Raw genomic sequence first — 20,536 nt, 5'->3', positions numbered from 1 at the left:
GATGACTACCGAACCACTGGCCGGTTCCACCGGTTTCGACGACCCCTACGCCTCCTCGCGGGAGACCACCGAGGGCCGGGTCTACACGGTCACCGGCGGCGACTGGGACGAGTTCATCGACTCGACCGCCGGGGAGGAGCGGGTCGTCATCAACCTCGGCCCGCAGCACCCGTCCACGCACGGGGTGCTGCGGCTCGTGCTGGAACTCGAAGGCGAGACGGTCACCAAGGCCCGCTCGGTAATCGGTTACCTGCACACCGGGATCGAGAAGAACTGCGAATACCGGACGTGGACCCAGGGCGTCACGTTCGTGACGCGGATGGATTACCTCGCGCCGCTCTACAACGAGGCGGCCTACTGCCTGGCCGTGGAGAAGCTGCTCGGCATCGAGGCGCCGAAGCGGGCGCAGACGTTCCGCGTGATGCTCATGGAGCTCAACCGGATCTCCTCGCACCTGGTGTTCCTGGCGACCGGAGCCATGGAGATCGGCTCCACCACCGGCATGACCTACGGGTTCCGGGAGCGCGAGGAAGTGCTGCACCTGCTGGAGTACCTCACCGGGCTGCGGATGAACCACGCGTTCATCCGGCCCGGCGGCGTCGCCCAGGACCTGCCGGAGGGCTTCCGGGAGAAGGTCCTGGAGTTCATCAAGGTGATGGACAAACGGCTGCCGGACTACGACAAGCTGTTCACCGGGCAGCCGATCTGGCGTCGCCGGCTCAAGGACGTCGGGTACCTGCCGGTGGACGGCTGCCTGCAGCTCGGCGTCACCGGGCCGATGCTGCGCTCCGCCGGGCTGGCCTGGGACCTGCGCAAGATCCAGCCGTACTGCGGCTACGAGGAGTTCGACTTCGAGGTGCCCACCAGCACCGACGCGGACTGCTTCGCCCGGTTCCGGCTGCGGCTGGAGGAGATCCACCAGTCGCTGCGGATCATCCGGCAGTGCCTGGACAAGTTCGAGTCCGGTCCGGTCATGGTGTCCGACGCCAAGATCGCCTGGCCGGCGAAGCTGAGCATCGGGCCGGACGGCATGGGCAACTCGCTGGAGCACGTCCGCAAGATCATGGGTCAGTCGATGGAGTCGCTGATCCACCACTTCAAGCTGGTGACCGAGGGCTTCGACGTCCCGCCGGGCCAGGTGTACGTGCCGGTGGAGTCGCCGCGCGGTGAGCTCGGCTACCACCTGGTGTCCGACGGCGGCACCCGTCCGATGCGGGTGCACGTGCGGGAACCCAGTTTCGTGAACCTGCAGGCGATGCCGGCGATGACCGAAGGCGGCCTGGTGGCCGACGTCATCGCGGCGGTCGCCTCCATCGACCCGGTGATGGGCGGGGTGGATCGATGACCGAGCAGTTCGAGTTCACCAGTACGGAGAATGCGGTGCACCCCACGCCGGACACGTCGGTGTTCGGCGAGGACGTGCGCGCCGACGCCAGGCGGATCGTCGAGCGGTACCCGGAGTCGCGGTCGGCGCTGCTGCCGATGCTGCACCTGGTGCAGTCGGTGCAGGGCCACGTCAGCCAGGCCGGGGTCCAGTTCTGCGCCGACCAGTTGGCGCTGTCGACCGCCGAGGTCAGCGCGGTCGCCACGTTCTACACGATGTACAAGCGCAAGCCGTGCGGTCAGCACCTGGTGAGCGTGTGCACCAACACGATGTGCGCCGCGCTCGGCGGGGACGCGATCTACCGGACGCTGCGCGAGCACCTCGGTGTCGGGCACGACGAGACCGCGGGTCCGCCGGGGGAGCCCGGGTCGATCACGCTGGAGCACGCCGAGTGCCTGGCCGCCTGCGACTTCGCGCCGGTGTTGCAGGTCAACTACGAGTTCTACGACAACCAGACGCCCGAGCGGGCGCTGGAGCTGGTGAAGGCGTTGCAGCGCGGGGAGAAGCCCGCGCCGACGCGCGGTGCGCCGCTGTCGGACTTCCGCGGCGCCGAGCGGCAGCTCGCCGGGTTCTTCGACGACCTGGAGTCCGAAGTGGAGGGACCGTCGCAGGCGACCGAGACGCTGCGCGGCGCGCAGCTGGCGAACGAACGCGGCTGGACCGCCCCGGCGATGCCCGACGACGCGGAACTCCCGCCGCTGCCGGAGAGGAAGTGAGGGGTGGCCGTGACCGAAGCCAGAACCAGCCCGCTGACGCCGGTCCTGACCAAGCGGTGGTTGTCGCCGACGTCCTGGACGCTGCGCACCTACGAGCAGCTGGAGGGCTACACCGCCGTCCGCAAGGCGCTGCACGCGCACCCCGACCAGGTGATCGAGCTGGTCAAGGCGGCCGGGCTGCGCGGGCGCGGCGGTGCCGGGTTCCCCTCCGGCGTGAAGTGGGGCTTCATGCCCAAAGAGCCCGTCAAGCCGCACTACCTGGTCATCAACGCCGACGAGGGCGAGCCCGGCACCTGCAAGGACGTGCCGCTGATGATGGCCGACCCGCACTCGCTCATCGAGGGCTGCATCATCGCCGCCTACGCGATGCGGGCCAACCACTGCATGATCTACGTGCGCGGCGAGGCGCTGCACTGCATCCGCCGCCTCCAGCACGCGGTCCGCGAGGCGTACCAGGCCGGGTACCTGGGCCGCGACATCCTGGGCTCCGGGTTCGACCTGGACATCGTGGTGCACGCGGGCGCGGGCGCCTACATCTGCGGTGAGGAGACCGCGCTGCTCGACTCGCTGGAGGGCAAGCGCGGCCAGCCGCGGTTGAAGCCGCCGTTCCCCGCCGCGGCCGGGCTCTACGCCTGCCCGACCACGGTCAACAACGTCGAGACCATCGCGTCGGTGCCCTACATCGTCAACGGCGGCTCGGACTGGTTCCGCGCCATGGGCACCGAGAAGTCGCCCGGGCCGAAGATCTACTCCATCTCCGGGCACGTGGAACGCCCCGGTCAGTACGAGGCGCCGCTGGGCACCACGCTGCGCGAGCTGCTGGAGCTGGCCGGCGGCATGAAGGACGGCGTCCCGCTGAAGTTCTGGACCCCGGGCGGCTCGTCCACGCCGCTGTTCACCGCCGACCACCTCGACGTGCCGCTGGACTTCGAGGGCGCCGCCGAGGCCGGGTCGATGCTGGGCACCACCGCGGTGATGGTGTTCAACGAGACGGTCTCGGTGCCGTGGGCGGTCATGAAGTGGACCCAGTTCTACGAGCACGAGTCCTGCGGCAAGTGCACGCCGTGCCGAGAGGGCACGTTCTGGCTCGCCCAGGTGCTGGAGCGGATGGTCGAGGGACGCGGCACGCAGGAGGACATCGACACCCTGCTCGACGTCTGCGACAACATCCTCGGCCGCTCGTTCTGCGCCCTCGGTGACGGTGCGGTCAGCCCGATCACCAGCGGCATCAAGTACTTCCGCGAGGAGTTCCTCGCGCTGTGCAAGCAGCAGACCGGCGAACCCGCACTGGTAGGAGCGGCCCGATGACGGTGGCACCCGAAGCTCAGAGCCGTCCGGTACCGGAGGGCCACGTCCGCCTGACCATCGACGGCGTCGAGGTGGACGCGCCCAAGGGCGAACTGCTGATCCGCACCGCCGAGCGGATGGGCATCGTCATCCCGCGGTTCTGCGACCACCCGCTGCTGGATCCGGCGGGCGCGTGCCGGCAGTGCCTGGTCGAGGTCGAGATGAACGGGCGCCCGATGCCCAAACCGCAGGCGTCCTGCACCATGACCGTCGCCGACGGCATGGTCGTGCGCACGCAGCGGACCTCGGCGGTGGCGGACAAGGCGCAGCAGGGCGTGATGGAGCTGCTGCTCATCAACCACCCGCTGGACTGCCCGATCTGCGACAAGGGCGGCGAGTGCCCGTTGCAGAACCAGGCGCTCAAGCACGGCCGGGCCGAGTCCCGGTTCCACGACGTCAAGCGGACCTTCCCCAAGCCGATCGCGATCTCCTCGCAGATCCTGCTGGACCGCGAGCGGTGCGTGCTGTGCCAGCGGTGCACCCGGTTCTCCAAGCAGATCGCCGGGGATCCGTTCATCGAACTGCTGGAACGCGGCGCGGTGCAGCAGGTCGGCATCGGCGAGCAGCAGCCGTTCCAGTCGTACTTCTCCGGCAACACCATCCAGATCTGCCCGGTGGGCGCGCTGACCAGCGCCCAGTACCGGTTCCGGTCGCGGCCGTTCGACCTGGTGTCCACGCCGGGGCAGTGCGAGCACTGCGCGTCCGGCTGCGAGATCCGCAACGACTGGCGGCGCGGCAAGGTGATGCGGCGGCTCGCCGGGGACGACCCCGAGGTCAACGAGGAGTGGATCTGCGACAAGGGCCGGTTCGCGTTCCGCTACACCACGGCGGACGACCGGTTCACCCGCCCGCAGGTCCGCGAGGACGGCGAGCTGCGCCCGGCGTCCTGGACCGAGGCGCTGCGGGTGGCCGCCGAGGGGTTGGCCGCCGCGCGCGACGCGGGTGGCGTCGGAGTGCTGCCGGGTGGGCGACTGACCACTGAGGACGCCTACGCCTACGCCAAGTTCACCCGGATCGCGTTGCGCAGCAACGACATCGACTTCCGCGCACGGGCGCACTCGGCGGAGGAGCTGCGGTTCCTGGAGTCCGCAGTGGTGGGTTCGGGACCGGAAACCGGTGTCGTCTACCGCGACTTCGAGTCCGCGCCCGCGGTGCTGTGCGTGGCCTTCGAGCCGGAGGAGGAGTCGCCGATCGTCTTCCTGCGGCTGCGCAAGGCCGCCCGCAAGCACGGCACCCAGATCCACCACCTCGGCCAGTGGCTGTCCCCGGGGGTGGAGAAGACCACCACGATCATGCACGACGGCGGACCGGTGCGGACCGGGTCGCTGGTGCGGTGCCCACCCGGCGGCGAGGCCGCCGCGCTGAGCACGTTGCCGTCCGAAGTGGACGAAGCGCTGCGGCGGCCGGGCGCGATCCTGCTCGTCGGGGAACGCGCCGCGCAGATCCCCGGGCTGTACTCGGAGGTCCTGCGCACCGCCGCCCGCACCGGGGCGCGGGTGGCCTGGATCCCGCGCCGCGCCGGGGAACGCGGGGCGGTCGAGGCCGGTGCGCTGCCCACGCTGCTGCCGGGCGGCCGCCCGGTCGCCGACCCGGACGCGCGCGCCGAGCTCGAACGCGTCTGGGGGCTCGGCGCCGGGACCCTGCCCGCGACCCCGGGGCGGGACGGGACCGCGATCCTCACCGCCGCCGCCGGTGGGCAGCTGTCCGGGCTGCTCGTCGGCGGTGTCGATCCGGACGACCTGCCCGACCCGGCCCTGGCCGAGCGGGCGCTGCACCGCGTGGACTTCGTCGTCAGCCTGGAAATGCGGCCCAGCGCGGTCACCCGGCACGCCGACGTGGTGCTGCCGGTGGCCGCCGCGGTGGAGAAGTCCGGCAGCTACCTCAACTGGGAGGGACGCACCCGCGAGTTCGGCACCACCATCGAGGGCACCGGGATGCTGCCCGACTGCCGCGTGCTGGACACCCTCGCCGTGGAGATGGACACCGACCTGTTCACCCAGACCCCGGCCGCCGCCGGCGGGGAGCTGCGGCGGCTCGGCGGCCACACCGGTGCCCGCCCGCCCGGGCCGGACGAGCCGGTCGAGCCGCCCACCGCGCCCGGTCCCGGCCAGGCCCTGCTCGCGACCTGGCGGCAGCTGCTCGACAACGGGTCGATGCAGGTCGGTGAGCCGAACCTGGCGGGCACCGCGCGCGATCCGGTCGCCGTCCTGTCGCCGCGCACCGCCCAGCGCGCCGGACTCGTGCCGGGGCGCCGCGTCGAGATCCGCACCGCGCGGGGCGCGGTCACGCTCGACGTCCGGACCGCCGAGATGCCCGACGACGTCGTCTGGGTGCCCGCCGACTCCGGTGCCTCCCGCGTCCACCGGACGCTCGGCGCCGGGCACGGCGCGCTCGTCGACCTCGCCGCGGTCGCCCCGATGACGGCCGCTGCGGGCAACGGCCACGCGGGCGGTCCGACCACCACCCACCAGGACGGGGGGAGAGCATGACCAGAACCGCGGAACTGCTCGCCGACGACCCGCTGTGGCTGATCCTGCTCAAGGTCGTCGTCATCTTCGCGTTCCTCGTGGTGATGACGCTGCTGACGATCTGGGCGGAACGCCGCGTCATCGGCCGCATGCAGCACCGCCCGGGGCCCAACCGGGCGGGGCCGTTCGGACTGCTGCAGTCGCTGGCCGACGGGCTGAAGCTGGCGTTCAAGGAGGACATCCGCCCGGTTCTGGCCGACAAGTGGGTGTACTTCCTGGCGCCGGTGATCTCCGCGACGCCCGCGATGGTGTCGTTCTCGGTGATCCCGTTCGGCCCCGAGGTCACCATCTTCGGGCAGCGGACCGCGTTGCAGCTGGTGGAACTGCCGGTCGGGTTGCTGGTCGTGCTGGCCTGCGCGTCCGTCGGGGTGTACGGCATCGTGCTCGCAGGGTGGGCCTCCGGGTCGCCGTACCCGCTGCTCGGCTCGCTGCGGTCGGCGGCGCAGGTGATCTCCTACGAGATCGCGATGGGACTGTCCTTCGTCGCGGTGATCATGTACGCGGGCACGCTGTCCACCTCGGGCATCGTCGAGGCGCAGGCGAACGGCTGGTTCTTCCTGCTGCTGCCGTTCAGCTTCGCGGTGTACGTGGTGTCGATGGTCGGCGAGACCAACCGCGCCCCGTTCGACCTGCCCGAGGCCGAGTCCGAGCTGGTCGGCGGCTTCCACACCGAGTACTCCTCGCTGAAGTTCGCGCTGTTCTTCCTCGCCGAGTACATCAACATGGTCACCGTCTCGGCGCTGGCGACCACGCTGTTCCTCGGCGGCTGGCACGCGCCGTGGCCGCTGACGCTGATCGGCGGCGGGATGCTCGACACCGGCTGGTGGCCGGTGCTGTGGTTCCTCGGCAAGACCTTCCTGTTCCTGTTCTTCTTCGTGTGGCTGCGCGGCACGCTGCCCCGGCTGCGCTACGACCAGTTCATGGACCTGGGCTGGAAGTTCCTGGTTCCGCTGAGCCTGGTGTGGATCATCGCGGTCACCGTCATCCGGGCGCTGCGCAACAACGCGGTGGTCAGCTCGCAGGAGTTCCTCATCGGCGGCGGGATCGTGATCGCCGCCCTGCTGCTGGCGACGTTCCTGATCCCGGAGCGCAAGGAACCGGAACCGGAAGAGCCCAACGCGGGCAGCGGCTACCCGGTCCCGCCGCTGGACCTGGAGGTTCCGCCGGTCCCCGCGCGCCGCATCCCCCAGCAGTCCTCGGGCCCGCGGCAGAAGGAGGTGTCCCGTGGGGACGTTTGATCCGATCAAGGGCTTCGGCGTCACCTTCGCGACGATGTTCAAGAAGGTCGTCACCGAGGAGTACCCGGAGGTCAAGAAGATCCCGGCGCCCCGGTTCCACGGGCGCCACCAGCTCAACCGGCACCCGGACGGCCTGGAGAAGTGCGTCGGCTGCGAGCTGTGCGCCTGGGCGTGCCCGGCCGACGCGATCTTCGTCGAGGGCGGCGACAACACCGACGAGGCCCGCTACTCGCCGGGCGAGCGGTACGGGAAGGACTACCAGATCAACTACCTGCGCTGCATCGGCTGCGGGCTGTGCATCGAGGCGTGCCCCACCCGGGCGCTGACGATGACCAACGAGTACGAGACCGCCGACGACAACCGGCAGGACCTCATCTACACCAAGGAGGACCTGCTGGCCCCGTTGCTGCCCGGCATGGAGGCGCCGCCGCACCCGATGCGGCTCGGTGCGGACGAGCAGGACTACTACGTGCGCGGCCCCGAGCTGGCCCGCGGCCGCGGCGTCCCCGAGGGCGAGACGGTCGAGTCCGGACAGGAGGAGGCCAGACGATGACTGCTCTGGCGGCGACCCAGTACCTCGCGCAGGCCCAGGGTGCGGTGAGCACCGGCGAGGCGGTGGTGTTCTGGATCCTCGGGCCGCTGGCGCTGGTCGGCGCGTTGGGCATGGTGTTCGCGCGCAACGCCGTGCACTCCGCGCTGTGGCTGGTGCTGACGATGCTCAGCCTCGGCGTGCTCTACATGGCGCAGAGCGCGCCGTTCCTCGGGTTCAGCCAGATCATCGTCTACACCGGCGCGATCATGATGCTGTTCCTGTTCGTGCTGATGATGGTCGGCCGCGACTCGTCGGACTCGGTGGTCGAGGTGCTGCGCGGACAGCGGCTGTGGGCCGGGATCGGCGGCATCGGCTTCGCCGTGCTGCTGGTGACCGGGCTGGCGCGGGCGCTGGTGCAGGTGCGTCCGGCCGCGCCGCTGAACCCGTGGTCGCCGCAGGGCGGCGGCGCGGGCGGCCTCGGCCGGTTGATCTTCACCGACTACCTGTTCCCGTTCGAGCTGACCTCGGCGCTGCTGATCACCGCGGCGCTCGGCGCCATGGTGCTGGCCTACGGCGGCAAGGGCCGCGGCCCCAGGCTGAGCCAGAAGGAGCGGGCCAAGGCGCGGTTCCGCGGCGACCGCCCGTCGCCGCTGCCCGGTCCCGGCGTGTACGCCACCTCGAACTCGGTGGCCACCCCGGCGCTGCTGCCGGACGGTTCGGTGGCGCCCGAGTCGCTGTCCGAGCTGCTGGAGAACCTGCCCGCCGACGAGCTCAGCACGGACCGCCGGTCGGTCGCGGGCACCGGTCCGGGACCGGACCCGCACGCGCTCACCGGCGGCAAGCACGAGGCCGCGCCACCGGTTCCCGAACAGCAGCGCACCGGGGCGTCGGCGGAGCGTCCGAACGGCTCGCAGCACAGCGAGTCGCTGCCCAGCGAGGAGGTCCGGCAGTGACCCCGACCTACTACCTGCTGCTGTCGGCGTTGCTGTTCACCATCGGCGCGGTCGGCGTCCTGGTGCGGCGCAACGCGATCGTCGTGTTCATGTGCATCGAGCTGATGCTCAACGCGGTCAACCTGACGCTGGTGACCTTCGCGCGCATCGACGGCTCGGTGAACGGCCAGGTCATGGCGTTCTTCGTGATGGTCGTCGCGGCCGCCGAGGTGGTGGTCGGGCTCGCCATCATCATGTCGATCTTCCGTACGCGTCGCTCGGCCTCGGTCGATGACGCCAACCTGCTGAAGTACTGAGAGGGCGCGTGGTGACGGGAATGCTGACCGCCGGGGTACCCGGCGCCGTGGACGTGACCGGCGCGGCCGGCGCCGTGCAGGAGAACGCCTGGCTGCTCATCGCCTTCCCCGCGTTCGGAGCGCTCGTCCTGCTCGTGGCCGGGCGGCGGGCCAACGGCTGGGGACACCTGCTGGGCTGCGCCACCGTGATCGCCTCCTTCCTGTACGGGGTGGCGCTGTTCGCCTCCGTCGGCGGACTGCCCGAGGCCCAGCGGGTGCGCGAGCTGCACCTGTTCTCCTGGATCCCGGTCAACTCGCTGCAGGTGGACTTCGGGTTGCGGATCGACCCGCTGTCGCTGGTGTTCGTCATGCTGATCACCGGGGTCGGCGCGTTGATCCACCTCTACTCGGTCGGCTACATGGCGCACGACCAGGAAGGGCGCACCGGCCGGGCGAACACCGAGCGGCGGCGGTTCTTCGGCTACCTGAACCTGTTCGTGGCCGCGATGCTCGTCCTGGTGCTGGGCAACGGGTTCGTGACGCTCTACCTCGGCTGGGAGGGCGTCGGCCTGGCGTCCTACCTGCTGATCGGCTTCTGGCAGCAGCGGCCCTCGGCGGCCGGCGCGGCGACCAAGGCGTTCGTGATGAACCGCGTCGGCGACGTCGGCCTGGCGCTGGCGATCTTCCTGCTGTTCGCGCACCTCGGCACCACCCAGTACACCGAGGTCTTCGCCCGCGCCGGCGAACTGCCGTCCGGGGTGCTGCTGGCGATCACGCTGCTCCTGCTGCTCGGCGCCTGCGGCAAGTCCGGCCAGGTGCCGTTGCAGGCGTGGTTGCCGGACGCGATGGAGGGCCCGACCCCGGTGTCGGCGCTGATCCACGCCGCGACGATGGTCACCGCGGGCGTCTACCTCATCGCCCGCGCCAACCCGCTGTACGCGCTGTCGCCCGGCGGGCAGCTGGCGGTGACGGTCGTGGGCGCGGTGACGCTGCTGGTCGGATGCGTGGTCGGCTGCGCCTACGACGACATCAAGAAGGTCCTCGCCTACTCCACGGTGAGCCAGATCGGCTACATGATGCTGGCCGTCGGCCTGGGCCCGGCCGGGTTCGCGCTCGGGATCATGCACCTGCTCACCCACGGCTTCTTCAAGGCCGGGCTGTTCCTCGGCGCCGGATCGGTGATGCACGGGATGAACGACGAGGTCGACATGCGCAAGTTCGGCGGCCTCGCGCGCTACATGCCGATCACCTTCGCCACCTTCGGGTTCGGCTACCTCGCGCTGATCGGCTTCCCGTTCCTGTCCGGCTACTACTCGAAGGAAGCGATCATCGCCGCCGCCTTCGGGGAGGGCGGCTGGCGCGGCTGGGTCTTCGGCGGCGCGGCGGTGCTCGGCGCCGGGCTGACCGCCTTCTACATGACCCGGCTGATGTTCATGACGTTCTTCGGCGAGAAGCGCTGGAAGAACCTGAAGTCCGCGGACGGGCGGGAGTTCCACCCGCACGAGTCGCCCGCCGTGATGACCGGGCCGATGGTGGTGCTGGCGATCGGATCGATCGCCGCGGGCATGTTCTTCACCACCGGCGACCGGCTCGTCGGCTTCCTCACCCCGTCGCTCGGTGAGCTGCGCGAGGGCCACGCGGCGGCGCTGCCGGAGATGGCGATCACCGGCGGCACGCTGGCCCTCGCCGCGCTCGGGGTGCTGCTGGCCTGGCTGTTCGTCGGCCGCAAGCCGGTGCCGGTGCGGCGGCCGGAGCGGGTGTCGGCGGTCGTGCGGGCCGCACGCGCCGATCTGTACGGCAACGCGTTCAACGACGCGGTCGCGGTGCGGCCGACGTTCGGGCTGGCGCGGGGCCTGGTGACGCTCGACGACAGGGGAGTCGACGGCACGGTCAACGGCATCGCCGGGATCCTCGGCTTCTGCTCCGTCCTGCTGCGCCGCTGGCAGACCGGCTTCGTCCGCTCCTACGCCCTGTCCATGCTGTTCGGCGGCATCGTCGTGATCGCCGCCCTGTTGGCGGTGGGTGCCCCGTGATGTGCGCGGTCCTGAGTCCCACGGCGACGGGTGAGCTCCGGGAGGAGATCCGATGACCCTGCTCCTCGCATTGATCCTGCTGCCGGTCGCCGGGTCGGTGGCGGTGGCGTTGCTGCGCGGCAACGCCGCGGCGGCCAAGTGGACGGCCCTGGCGGTCTCGCTCGTGGAGCTGGTGATCGCGGCGGGCGCGTGGGCCGCCTACGACCCGGCCGGACCGCGGTTGCAGCTGAACGGCTCGGTGGAGTGGATCCCGGCCTTCGACATCCGGCTGTCGCTCGGCGTCGACGGCATCGCGCTGGTCATGATCGCCGTCATCGCGCTGCTGACCCCGCTGGTGATCGGCTACAGCTGGCGCGACCGGTTGCCGGAGGGCCGCACGCACGGCGGTTTCTTCGCGCTGCTGCTGGTGGAACAGGCGCTGACGGTGGCGGTGTTCGCCGCCACCGACCTGTTCCTGTTCTACGTGCTGTTCGAGATCATGCTCGTCCCGATGTACTTCCTCATCGGCGGGTACGGCGGTGAGCGCAGGCAGTACGCGGCGGTGAAATTCTTCCTCTACTCGTTCCTCGGCGGCCTGATCATGCTCGCCTCGGCGATCGGCGCGTACGCCTACAGCGCCCAGGCCACCGGGCACGGCACGTTCGACTGGGCGACGTTGCGACCGGTGCTGGCGCACGCGCCGCTGAGCGTGCAGGTGTGGATCTTCCTCGGTTTCTTCGTGGCGTTCGCCATCAAGGCGCCGCTGGTGCCGTTCCACACCTGGCTGCCGGACGCCGCGCAGCAGGCGCCGATCGGGGTCGCGGTGATCGTGGTCGGCGTGCTCGACAAGGTCGGCACCTTCGGATTCCTGCGCTACAGCCTGCCGTTGACGCCGCAGGCGTCGCAGGCCGTCGCGCCGCTGGTGCTGGTGCTCGCGGTGATCGGAGTGCTGTACGGCTCGTTGCAGGCGTTCGGGCAGGCGGATCTGAAGCGCTTCGTGGCGTACGTGTCGATCGCCCACTTCGGGTTCATCGCGCTGGGCATCTTCGCGTTCACCTCGCAGGCGCAGGTCGGCGCGGCGTCGTACATGGTCAACCACAGCATCGCGACGGGAATGCTGATCTTGGTGATCGGCATGGTGATCGCCCGCGGCGGTTCCACCCGCATCGCCGACTACGGCGGGATGGCGAAGGTGACGCCGCTGCTGGCGGGCACGCTGCTGATCGCCGGGCTGAGCACGCTGTCGCTGCCGGGCACGAACTCGTTCGTCAGCGAGTTCCTGGTGCTGATCGGAGCGTTCCGCACGCAGCCGGTGTACGCGGTGCTCGCCGCGCTCGGCATGGTGCTCGCCGCCGTCTACGTGCTGTGGCTGTACCAGCGCACGATGCAGGGCCCGGTGCGCGGCGACGCGCTGCTGGCGACGGCGGCGGGGCCGGGGGCGGTCGCCGACCCGAACCGCTCCGAGGCGCACCGCGTGGGCGACCTGCGGCGCCGCGAGATCGCGGTGCTGACCCCGCTGATCGTGCTCATCGTGGCGCTGGGCGTGTACCCGAAGCCGGTGCTGGACGTGATCAACCCGTCGGTCGCGGCAACCATGGGCGAGGTCGGCGTCACCGACCCCGTGCCCTCGCAGGGAGGTAAGTGACAGTGGGTGCTCAGGTTCTGGCGCAGCAGCCGGTGGTCCCGATCCCACCGATCGACTACGCGGCCGTCGCACCGGTGCTGGTGGTGCTCGGCGCGGCCTGCGTCGCGGTGCTGGTGGAGGCGTTCCTGCCGCGCCACCAGCGGTGGCCCGCCCAGGTCGGGCTGAGCCTGGCCGCGATCCTGGTCGCCGGCGCCGCGCTGGCGCTGTACGCGCGGGCCGGGCACCCGCCGTCGACGACGTTGGCGGACACGTTGGCGATCGACCCGCCCACGCTGTTCCTGTGGGGCACCCTGCTGGCGCTCGGCCTCGCTTCGGTGCTGCTCATCGCGGATCGCTCGGTGGAGCCGGGCGGCGCGTTCGTCGCCGAGTCCACCGCGGTCGGCGGACCGGGGGCGATGAGCCGGGCGCAGGACGCGGTCTCCGGGATGCGCACCGAGGTCTTCCCGCTCGCCCTGCTCTCGCTGGGCGGGATGATGGTCTTCTGCGCCGCGAACGACCTGCTCACGATGTTCGTGGCGCTGGAGGTGCTGAGCCTGCCGCTGTACCTGATGTGCGGGCTGGCGAAGCGGCGTCGCCTGCTGTCCCAGGAGGCGGCGGTCAAGTACTTCCTGCTCGGTGCGTTCGCCTCGGCGTTCTTCCTGTACGGCCTGGCGCTGCTGTACGGCTACGCGGGTTCGGTGCGGCTGTCGGCGATCGCCGCGGCCACCGCGGGTTCGGACCGCTCGGACACGCTGCTGTTCGCCGGGCTGGGACTGCTGCTGGTCGGGCTGCTGTTCAAGGCGTCGGTCGGCCCGTTCCACACCTGGACCCCGGACGTCTACCAGGGCGCTCCGACCGCCGTGACCGGTTTCATGGCCGCGTGCACCAAGGTCGCGGCGTTCGGCGGGATCCTGCGGGTGTTGCAGGTGGCCTTCCAGGCGTCCAGCTGGGAGTGGACCGGCGTGCTGTGGGCTGTGGCGATCGCCTCGATGGTCATCGGCGTGGTGCTCGGCCTCACGCAGCGGGACATCAAGCGGATGATCGCCTACTCGTCGGTGGCGCACGCCGGGTTCATGCTGGTCGGCGCGATCTCGCTGACCGGCGCGGGACTGTCCGCGACGCTGTTCTACCTGCTGACCTACGGCTTCACCACGCTCGCGGTGTTCGGTGTGATCAGCCTCGTGCGCAAGGCCGACGGTGAGGCAACTCACCTGGAGGACTGGGCGGGTCTGGCGAAGCGGTCGCCGGTGCTGGCCGGGGTGTTCACCTTCCTGCTGTTCGCTCTCGCCGGCATCCCGTTGACGAGCGGTTTCATGGGCAAGTTCGCGGTTTTCGCCGCCGCGCTCTCCGACGGGATGGCCCCGCTGGTGGTGGTCGCCCTGGTGGCCAGTGCGGTTGCCGCGTTCTTCTACCTTCGTGTCATCGTGCTGATGTACTTCAGCGAACCGGCCGAGGACGGTCCCGCCGTCAGCGTGCCGGGCGCCTTCACGACGGCGGCGATCACCCTCGGTGTTGTGGTCACGCTGTTGCTGGGCGTGCTGCCGACGTTGGCGCTGGACTGGGCGAACGTCGGCGGCTTCGTGTCGTAGAGTGCTCGCCCGTAGGGCGATCGTCGGGGGAGCGAAGGCGACGGTGACGTGAGCAGGCCAGCGGGTGATCCGATCAGTCAGCTGACAGGGATGTCGGGCGGCTTCGACATCGTCGACGAGGCGTTGGCGGAGTCGGTGCGGCGCGGCCTGGACCAGGTGGAGCTGATGCTGCACGACGCCGTGCAGAGCGATTTCGGCTTCGCCACCGAGACGTCGCTGCACCTCGTGGACGCCGGGGGCAAGCGGTTCCGCCCGTTGTTCGCCCTGCTGGCGGCGCAGTTCGGCGATCCGGACGCCGAGCTGGTGACCAAGTCGGCGGCGATCGTCGAGATGGTCCACCTGGCCACGCTGTACCACGACGACGTCATGGACGAGGCCACCATGCGGCGCGGCGCCACCAGCGCGAACGCCCGCTGGGACAACTCCGTGGCGATCCTCACCGGCGACTTCCTGTTCGCCCAGGCGTCCCGGCTCGCCGCCGACCTGGGCACCGAGGCGGTCCGGCACCTGGCGAGCACGTTCGAGGCGCTGGTCACCGGGCAGATGCGGGAGACCGTGGGGCACGGCGACGAGGACGCCGTGGAGTACTACCTCAAGGTCATCTACGAGAAGACCGGTTCGCTGATCGCGACCGCGGGCCGCTTCGGCGCGCTGTTCTCCGGTGCCGCGGACGCGCACGTGCGGGCGCTGGAGCGGATCGGCCGGATCCTGGGCACCGGGTTCCAGATCTCCGACGACATCATCGACATCGCCTCGCCCGCCGCGGAGTCCGGCAAGACGCCGGGCACCGACCTGCGGGAGGGAGTGCGGACGCTGCCGATGCTGTTCGCGCTGGCCGACCCGGCGACCGACCCGCGGCTGCGGGAACTGCTGTCGCGCCCGCTGTCCGCGGACGCCGAGGTGGCCGAGGCGCTGGACCTGCTGCGCGACTCCCGGGGACTGGTGCGGGCGCGCGAGACCCTGGACGGCTACGCCGACGACGCGCGCTGCGAACTCGCGTCGTTGCCGGACAGCCCGGCCCGGGAGGCGCTGTCGTCGCTGGTCGACTACGTGGTCGCGCGCACCCGCTGAAAGGCTGTCGTTGAACTCGTTGTGCGTGGCAGGTGATCAACCGCACGTGTTCCGCGAGGACGCCCCCGGGCCGGATGCGCCGTCGCTGGAGCCCTGAGGAGGGACAACGCTCGTGGTCTGGCTGTTCACCCAGGTGTGGCTGTGGAGCCTCGCCGCGTTCGCGCTCGGGGCGCTGATCACCTGGCTGCTGTTCGTGCGCCCGCTGAAGCGGCGCCTGCGCGAGCTGGTCGACGCGGCCTACGCCGAGGACGACTACGCCGATCCGGACACCGCGGTCGAACAACCGCTGGACCTGCTCGTCCCCGAGGAACCGCCGGTCGAGGACTGGGACCCCGCGCCGCGTCCGTACGTCGAGCACGCGGCCCGGGCGGAGGCCGGGGACGACCCGGCGGAGTCGGACGGCGGCAACACGTGGTTCCGCAAGGCCGAGGGCACCCTGCTGGCGGAGCGGCCGGAGGAGGCGGAGACCACGGAGGTCCTGCCGCGCATCGCCGACGACGACCTGCCGCGGCGCACGCCGGGCGCGGGTCCGCATCCGGGCCGCGAGGAACCGGCCGCCGACGACCCGGCCGTCGCCGAGCCCGAACCGGAACGGGCCGCCGAGGAGCCCGAGCCCGAACCCGAACCGGCCGCCGAGAAGCCCGAGCCCGAACCGGAACGGGCCGCCGAGGAGCCCGCTGCCGAGGCGCCCCGCGGTCCGGTGATCAAGGGCCATTCCGCGTCCCGCCAGTACCACACCCCGGAATCGCCGAGCTACGACCAGATCGTCGCCGACGTGTGGTTCCGCACCCCGTCGGACGCCGAGATCGCCGGGTTCGCGCCCTGGAACGGCAAGCGGGCCCGCGACTAGCGCGGCGCACTGCCTACCGCGTCTCCGGCTGCCGTTCGAGCAGCCGGGACAGCACCACGGTGGACACCGTGCGGCTGACGAAGTCGACCGACCGCAGGCGTTCCATGGCGCGTTCGAGGTGGTGGATGTCGGCGGCGCGCATGTGCACGATCGCGTCGGCCTGCCCGGAGACCGTGTAGGCGGCCACGACCTCGGGCAGCGGTTCGAGGCCGCTGCGGATCCGGTGCGCCGGGACGTTGCCGCTGCAGTGGACCTCGACGAACGCCTCCGTTCCCCAGCCCAGCGCCTCCGGGTCCACCACGGCGGTGAAGCCCTGCAGGATGCCCATGTCCAGCAGCTTGTCCACCCGCCGCTTCACCGCGGGAGCGGACAGGCCCACATCGGCACCGATCTCGGCGTAGCTGGCGCGGGCATCGGCGACCAGGTGCGAAATGATCCGTTGGTCCGAGGCGTCCATGCGCAACATTCTGCCGCAAAAGAAGCAACAGAGCGTTATTGATGCGCAATTTCCACTACGGTTAGATTTCGATTCATGACGGTCACCACCGCCGAAGCGGTCGATGCCTGCGCGGAAACCCCGGTCGCGACCGAGCGCCACTACGTCATGTGCCCGCCGACGTACTTCACCGTCGAGTACTCGATCAACCCGTGGATGGACCCGGACGCGCCGGTCGACACCGACCTGGCGGTGGCGCAGTGGTCCGAGCTGAAGCGCACCTACGAGCGGCTCGGCCACACCGTCGAGGTCGTCGAGCCCCAGCCCGGTCTGCCGGACATGGTGTTCGCCGCGAACTCGGGCACGGTCGTCGACGGCCGGGTGCTGGGCTCGAAGTTCCGGGCCCCGGAACGGGCCGCGGAGGCCGAGCACTTCCGCCGCTGGTTCCTCGCGCGCGGCTACCGCGAGGTGGTCATGCCGTCGCGGATCAACGAGGCGGAGGGCGATTTCGCCTGGACCGGGCGGGTGCTGCTGGCGGGCACCGGTTTCCGCACCGACCCGGCGGCGCACGCCGAGGCGCAGGAGGTCCTCGGCGTTCCGGTGGTGTCGTTGCAGCTGGTCGACCCGCGCTACTACCACCTGGACACCGCGCTGTTCGTGCTGCGCAAGGGCGAGTCGGCGCAGATCGCCTACTACCCCGAGGCGTTCTCCGCGGGATCGCGCCGGGTGCTGCGCCGGATGTTCCCGGACGCCGTCGTCGCCGACGAGGCGGACGCCGCGTGCCTGGGACTGAACGGGGTGTCCGACGGCCGGAACGTGGTGCTGCCGCGGGAGGCGACCGGCCTCGCCAAGCGGATCGAGGAGTGCGGCTACGAGCCGGTGCTGCTGGACATCTCGGAACTGCGGAAGTCCGGCGGGGGTCCCAAGTGCTGCACCATGGAGCTCCACTGACACCCGCCGAGGGGGCGGGGTCGTGAGCCCGGCCGGGCTCACGACCCCGGGAGATCACTGCTCCAGGACCGCCTGGACGCCCAGTTCGATGCTGATCGTCGGACCGACCACCGCGATGCCCTTGGCCAGGGTGGCCTGCCAGTTCACCGAGTAGTCCTCGCGGCGCAGCGTCGTCGTCGAGTGGCACGCGACGCGCATGTCGCCGTCGTAGCCGGGGCCCTGCCACTTGCGTTGGCCCAGGTACGTCGTCTCCAGTTCGACCGGGCTCGTGGTGCCGCGCAGCGTCAGCTGCCCGTGCACGGTCCAGCGGTCGCCGCGCAGCCAGGTGAACCGCTCGCTGGTGAAGTACAGCCGCGGGTAGTTCTCCACGTCCAGGAAGTCGGCCGAGCGCAGGTGGTCGTCGCGCATCTGCACGCCGGTGTCGATGCTGTCCGCCTCGATGACGACCTGGATCCGGGAGTCCTCGAACCGCGGCGCCACCTGGATCAGCCCGTCGAACTTCCGGAAGCTGCCGTGGATCTTCGACATCCCGATGTGCTGGGCGATGAAGCGGATCTCGGTGTGGTACGCGTCGAAGCGCCAGGTGCCGGGCTGGGGCAGCTCCAGCGAGTCGTCGGGCTGCAGGCCGATCCCGCCGACCGAGGTCTGCTGGTTGACGCGCACCTCGGCCCGGGTGCTGCGCCGCTTGAATCCACCGGCGCTGACCGACACCTTGTGCACGCCGGGGGGCACGGCGGCGACGAAGTAGCCGTAGGAGTCGGTCTCGCCCTGCGCGACGGTCTGGTTGAGGCGGTTCACCAGCGTGACGGTGGCACCGGGCAGCAGCTTGCCCTTGTCGTCGTGCACCTGGCAGCTCAGAACGCCGCTGTCCAACGGGGTCGGGGGGAGAAAGGCGCCGCCGGAGCGGTCCGGGCGCAGCGCCGAGCCCTCGCCGGTCGAGCGACGTCGACGCAGCTTGGCGAAGATCATGTGTGTCCCTTTCGCTTGTCCGCCGGGGGGCTGCGGACAAGATTTCCGGTTCAACTACCGGACGGTCATGCTAGATCCACCTCACACCGGACTTGATCGAGGTGCTGCGGGCGCTGGCGCCGAACGTTGCGTTCGGCACACCCGGCGAGCGGAACTACTGGTGACGTGCGGTCGTTCCACCAGTGACGTTCGTCGTCGGAGAAATCGCGTAACGCGCCAGTCCGGGTGGGTCCGGTCGAGTGGTTGAGCGGAGGCGGACACGGTGCACAGTCATTTCAACGGGTTGAAGACCGCACTGCTGCTGGGTGGCATGAGCGCCCTGGTGCTGTTCGTCGGCGCGCTGTTCGGGCGGACCGGCCTGGTCGTGGCGCTGATCGTCGCGCTCGGCATGAACGGCTACGCCTACTTCAACTCCGCGAACCTGGCGCTGCGCGCCATGCACGCCCAGCCGGTCTCGGAGGCCCAGCAGCCCGCGATGTACCGGATCGTGCGGGAACTGGCGACCTCGGCGCGGCAGCCGATGCCCGCCCTCTACATCAGCCCCACGCGCGCCCCGAACGCCTTCGCGACCGGGCGCAACCCGCGCAACGCCGCGGTGTGCTGCACCGCGGGCATCCTCGAACTCCTCGACGAGCGCGAGCTGCGCGCCGTCCTGGGGCACGAGCTCTCGCACGTCTACAACCGCGACATCCTGATCTCCAGCGTGGCCGGGGCGCTGGCCAGCGTGGTCACGTTCCTGGCGAACTTCGGCATGCTGTTCGGCATGGTCGGCGGGGACGACGAGGACCGGCCCAACGTGTTCGCGATGTTGCTGGTCGCACTGCTCGGGCCGATCGCGGCGGCCGTGGTGCAGATGGCGGTCAGCCGGTCCCGCGAGTACCAGGCGGACGCCTCGGGCTCCCAGCTCACCGGTGACCCGCTCGCGCTGGCGTCGGCGCTGCGCAAGCTGGAGCGCGGCACCCAGATGGCGCCGCTGGCGCCCGAGCCGCAGCTGGTGTCCCAGTCGCACCTGATGATCGCCAACCCGTTCCGCCCCGGCGAGCGGATGACGCGGCTGTTCTCCACCCACCCGCCGATCGCCGACCGGGTGCGGCGGCTGGAGGGCATGGCCGGACGCCGCCTGCCGCCGGGCTGGTGACGGCCGGAGCCGGGAAAGCGCCTAGGACTGGGCGCCGGCGCTCCGGGCGACGTCCATGACGTACTCGCCGTAACCGGACTTGGCGAGCTTCGCGCCGAGGGCGAAGCACTCCTCGGCGGAGATGAAGCCCATCCGCAGCGCGATCTCCTCCAGGCACGCGATCCGCACGCCCTGGCGGTGTTCGAGCACCTGCACGAACTGCGATGCCTCCACCAGCGAGTCGTGCGTGCCGGTGTCCAGCCAGGCGAAACCGCGTCCCAGCTCGGTCAGCCGGGCCTGCCCGCGCCGCAGGTAGGTGAGGTTGACGTCGGTGATCTCCAGCTCGCCCCGCACCGACGGGGTCAGGCCCCGGGCGATGTCGACCACCTCGTTGTCGTAGAAGTACAGCCCGGTGATGGCCATGTTGGAGCGCGGGCGTTCCGGCTTCTCCACGATCGACACCAGCCGCCCCTCGCCGTCGACCTCGCCGACGCCGTACCGCTGCGGGTCCCGCACCGGGTAGCCGAACAGCGTGCAGCCGTCCAGCTCCCGGGCGGACTGCTGGAGGATCCGGGAGAAGCCCTGGCCGTAGAAGACGTTGTCGCCGAGCACCAGGGCCACCGGGTCGTCGCCGATGAAGTCGGCGCCGATCACGAACGCCTCGGCCAGGCCGTTGGGTTCGGGCTGTTCGGCGTAGGAGATGCGGATTCCCAGGTGGGAGCCGTCCCCGAGCAGCCGCTGGAACAACGGCACGTCCACCGGGGTGGAGATGACCAGGACGTCCCGGATGCCGGCCAGCATCAGCACCGACAGCGGGTAGTACACCATCGGCTTGTCGTAGACCGGCAACAGCTGCTTGGACACGGCCTGGGTCAACGGGTGCAACCGCGTCCCGCTGCCCCCGGCCAGCACGATCCCCTTCACCCGGACTCCTCCCCAGGAGG

The 20,536-nt window shown here is 70.7% G+C and carries 18 protein-coding genes; 15 read left to right on the top strand and 3 right to left on the bottom strand.

Annotated features, from left to right (window positions below; translation table 11 throughout):
* Window position 1: 1 nt before the first annotated feature.
* The 13 genes from NV263_RS28605 (at window position 2) to NV263_RS28545 (ending at window position 16,119) form a co-directional block, all read left to right on the top strand.
* On the top strand, window positions 2-1,345 hold the full coding sequence (locus NV263_RS28605) for an NADH-quinone oxidoreductase subunit D (RefSeq protein ID WP_263249923.1): 1,344 nt from the start codon (window positions 2-4) through the stop codon (window positions 1,343-1,345).
* Window positions 1,342-2,100 (top strand): NADH-quinone oxidoreductase subunit NuoE, encoded by a 759-nt coding sequence (nuoE, locus tag NV263_RS28600; protein WP_263249922.1) that lies wholly within the window; start codon window positions 1,342-1,344, stop codon window positions 2,098-2,100. The genes NV263_RS28605 and nuoE overlap by 4 nt, the downstream gene beginning before the upstream one ends.
* A 9-nt stretch (window positions 2,101-2,109) precedes the next feature.
* Window positions 2,110-3,408 carry an NADH-quinone oxidoreductase subunit NuoF gene (gene nuoF, locus NV263_RS28595; RefSeq protein ID WP_263249921.1) on the top strand — a complete coding sequence of 433 codons (1,299 nt, stop codon included), beginning with the start codon at window positions 2,110-2,112 and terminating at the stop codon, window positions 3,406-3,408.
* Window positions 3,405-5,936, top strand: a complete 2,532-nt coding sequence (locus tag NV263_RS28590) for an NADH-quinone oxidoreductase subunit G (RefSeq protein ID WP_263249920.1) — start codon at window positions 3,405-3,407, stop codon at window positions 5,934-5,936. Before nuoF ends, NV263_RS28590 begins: the two co-directional genes overlap by 4 nt.
* Complete coding sequence (nuoH, locus tag NV263_RS28585) at window positions 5,933-7,213, top strand: NADH-quinone oxidoreductase subunit NuoH (RefSeq protein WP_263249919.1); 1,281 nt, start codon at window positions 5,933-5,935, stop codon at window positions 7,211-7,213. The genes NV263_RS28590 and nuoH overlap by 4 nt, the downstream gene beginning before the upstream one ends.
* Complete coding sequence (gene nuoI, locus NV263_RS28580) at window positions 7,200-7,766, top strand: NADH-quinone oxidoreductase subunit NuoI (RefSeq protein ID WP_263249918.1); 567 nt, start codon at window positions 7,200-7,202, stop codon at window positions 7,764-7,766. Before nuoH ends, nuoI begins: the two co-directional genes overlap by 14 nt.
* A complete protein-coding gene (locus NV263_RS28575; protein WP_263249917.1) occupies window positions 7,763-8,698 on the top strand; it encodes an NADH-quinone oxidoreductase subunit J in 936 nt (311 codons plus the stop codon). Before nuoI ends, NV263_RS28575 begins: the two co-directional genes overlap by 4 nt.
* The gene (nuoK, locus tag NV263_RS28570) at window positions 8,695-8,994 is read left to right on the top strand and encodes an NADH-quinone oxidoreductase subunit NuoK (RefSeq protein ID WP_263249916.1); all 300 of its coding nucleotides are present in this window, start codon (window positions 8,695-8,697) and stop codon (window positions 8,992-8,994) included. The genes NV263_RS28575 and nuoK overlap by 4 nt, the downstream gene beginning before the upstream one ends.
* Before the next feature lie 20 nt (window positions 8,995-9,014).
* Window positions 9,015-11,006, top strand: coding sequence for an NADH-quinone oxidoreductase subunit L (gene nuoL / locus NV263_RS28565; protein ID WP_263254408.1), 1,992 nt, complete (start codon window positions 9,015-9,017; stop codon window positions 11,004-11,006).
* Between the two features lie 52 nt (window positions 11,007-11,058).
* Window positions 11,059-12,630, top strand: coding sequence for an NADH-quinone oxidoreductase subunit M (locus tag NV263_RS28560; RefSeq protein WP_263249915.1), 1,572 nt, complete (start codon window positions 11,059-11,061; stop codon window positions 12,628-12,630).
* 17 nt (window positions 12,631-12,647) lie between these two features.
* Complete coding sequence (gene nuoN, locus NV263_RS28555; RefSeq protein ID WP_263254405.1) at window positions 12,648-14,198, top strand: NADH-quinone oxidoreductase subunit NuoN; 1,551 nt, start codon at window positions 12,648-12,650, stop codon at window positions 14,196-14,198.
* Window positions 14,199-14,288: 90 nt separating this feature from the next.
* Window positions 14,289-15,269 carry a polyprenyl synthetase family protein gene (locus tag NV263_RS28550; protein ID WP_263249913.1) on the top strand — a complete coding sequence of 327 codons (981 nt, stop codon included), beginning with the start codon at window positions 14,289-14,291 and terminating at the stop codon, window positions 15,267-15,269.
* Between the two features lie 112 nt (window positions 15,270-15,381).
* A complete protein-coding gene (locus tag NV263_RS28545; RefSeq protein WP_263249912.1) occupies window positions 15,382-16,119 on the top strand; it encodes a sunset domain-containing protein in 738 nt (245 codons plus the stop codon).
* A 13-nt stretch (window positions 16,120-16,132) separates the two neighbouring features.
* On the opposite strand, the gene NV263_RS28540 is transcribed toward NV263_RS28545, so the two are convergent.
* Window positions 16,133-16,576 carry an Lrp/AsnC family transcriptional regulator gene (locus tag NV263_RS28540; protein WP_263249910.1) on the bottom strand — a complete coding sequence of 148 codons (444 nt, stop codon included), beginning with the start codon at window positions 16,574-16,576 and terminating at the stop codon, window positions 16,133-16,135.
* A 75-nt stretch (window positions 16,577-16,651) separates the two neighbouring features.
* On the opposite strand from NV263_RS28540, the gene ddaH reads away from it, so the two are divergent.
* Window positions 16,652-17,506, top strand: coding sequence for a dimethylargininase (gene ddaH, locus NV263_RS28535; RefSeq protein WP_345600981.1), 855 nt, complete (start codon window positions 16,652-16,654; stop codon window positions 17,504-17,506).
* A gap of 54 nt (window positions 17,507-17,560) precedes the next feature.
* Here the strand turns inward: ddaH and NV263_RS28530 are convergent, their stop codons facing one another.
* Window positions 17,561-18,475, bottom strand: a complete 915-nt coding sequence (locus tag NV263_RS28530) for a YceI family protein (protein WP_263249909.1) — start codon at window positions 18,473-18,475, stop codon at window positions 17,561-17,563.
* 262 nt (window positions 18,476-18,737) lie between these two features.
* On the opposite strand from NV263_RS28530, the gene htpX reads away from it, so the two are divergent.
* The gene (gene htpX, locus NV263_RS28525; RefSeq protein ID WP_263249907.1) at window positions 18,738-19,613 is read left to right on the top strand and encodes a zinc metalloprotease HtpX; all 876 of its coding nucleotides are present in this window, start codon (window positions 18,738-18,740) and stop codon (window positions 19,611-19,613) included.
* Window positions 19,614-19,634: 21 nt separating this feature from the next.
* On the opposite strand, the gene rfbA is transcribed toward htpX, so the two are convergent.
* A complete protein-coding gene (gene rfbA / locus NV263_RS28520) occupies window positions 19,635-20,516 on the bottom strand; it encodes a glucose-1-phosphate thymidylyltransferase RfbA (RefSeq protein ID WP_263249905.1) in 882 nt (293 codons plus the stop codon).
* Between the last annotated feature and the right edge of the window lie 20 nt (window positions 20,517-20,536).

The sequence above is a fragment of the Saccharopolyspora rosea genome (assembly GCF_025643595.1).
GTDB classification, from domain to species: Bacteria; Actinomycetota; Actinomycetes; order Mycobacteriales; family Pseudonocardiaceae; genus Saccharopolyspora; species Saccharopolyspora rosea.
This window is presented reverse-complemented; position numbering and strand designations above follow the sequence as displayed.

Excerpts from the sequence above, each read along its gene's own strand:
- nuoH (WP_263249919.1), top strand. The coding sequence starts at position 5,933 with ATGACCAGAACCGCGGAACTGCTCGCCGACGACCCGCTGTGGCTGATC.
- nuoE (WP_263249922.1), top strand. The coding sequence starts at position 1,342 with ATGACCGAGCAGTTCGAGTTCACCAGTACGGAGAATGCGGTGCACCCC.
- NV263_RS28540 (WP_263249910.1), bottom strand. The coding sequence starts at position 16,576 with ATGGACGCCTCGGACCAACGGATCATTTCGCACCTGGTCGCCGATGCC.
- NV263_RS28605 (WP_263249923.1), top strand. The coding sequence starts at position 2 with ATGACTACCGAACCACTGGCCGGTTCCACCGGTTTCGACGACCCCTAC.
- NV263_RS28575 (WP_263249917.1), top strand. The coding sequence starts at position 7,763 with ATGACTGCTCTGGCGGCGACCCAGTACCTCGCGCAGGCCCAGGGTGCG.
- NV263_RS28590 (WP_263249920.1), top strand. The coding sequence starts at position 3,405 with ATGACGGTGGCACCCGAAGCTCAGAGCCGTCCGGTACCGGAGGGCCAC.
- NV263_RS28550 (WP_263249913.1), top strand. The coding sequence starts at position 14,289 with ATGTCGGGCGGCTTCGACATCGTCGACGAGGCGTTGGCGGAGTCGGTG.
- NV263_RS28560 (WP_263249915.1), top strand. The coding sequence starts at position 11,059 with ATGACCCTGCTCCTCGCATTGATCCTGCTGCCGGTCGCCGGGTCGGTG.
- ddaH (WP_345600981.1), top strand. The coding sequence starts at position 16,652 with ATGACGGTCACCACCGCCGAAGCGGTCGATGCCTGCGCGGAAACCCCG.
- nuoL (WP_263254408.1), top strand. The coding sequence starts at position 9,015 with ATGCTGACCGCCGGGGTACCCGGCGCCGTGGACGTGACCGGCGCGGCC.
- NV263_RS28530 (WP_263249909.1), bottom strand. The coding sequence starts at position 18,475 with ATGATCTTCGCCAAGCTGCGTCGACGTCGCTCGACCGGCGAGGGCTCG.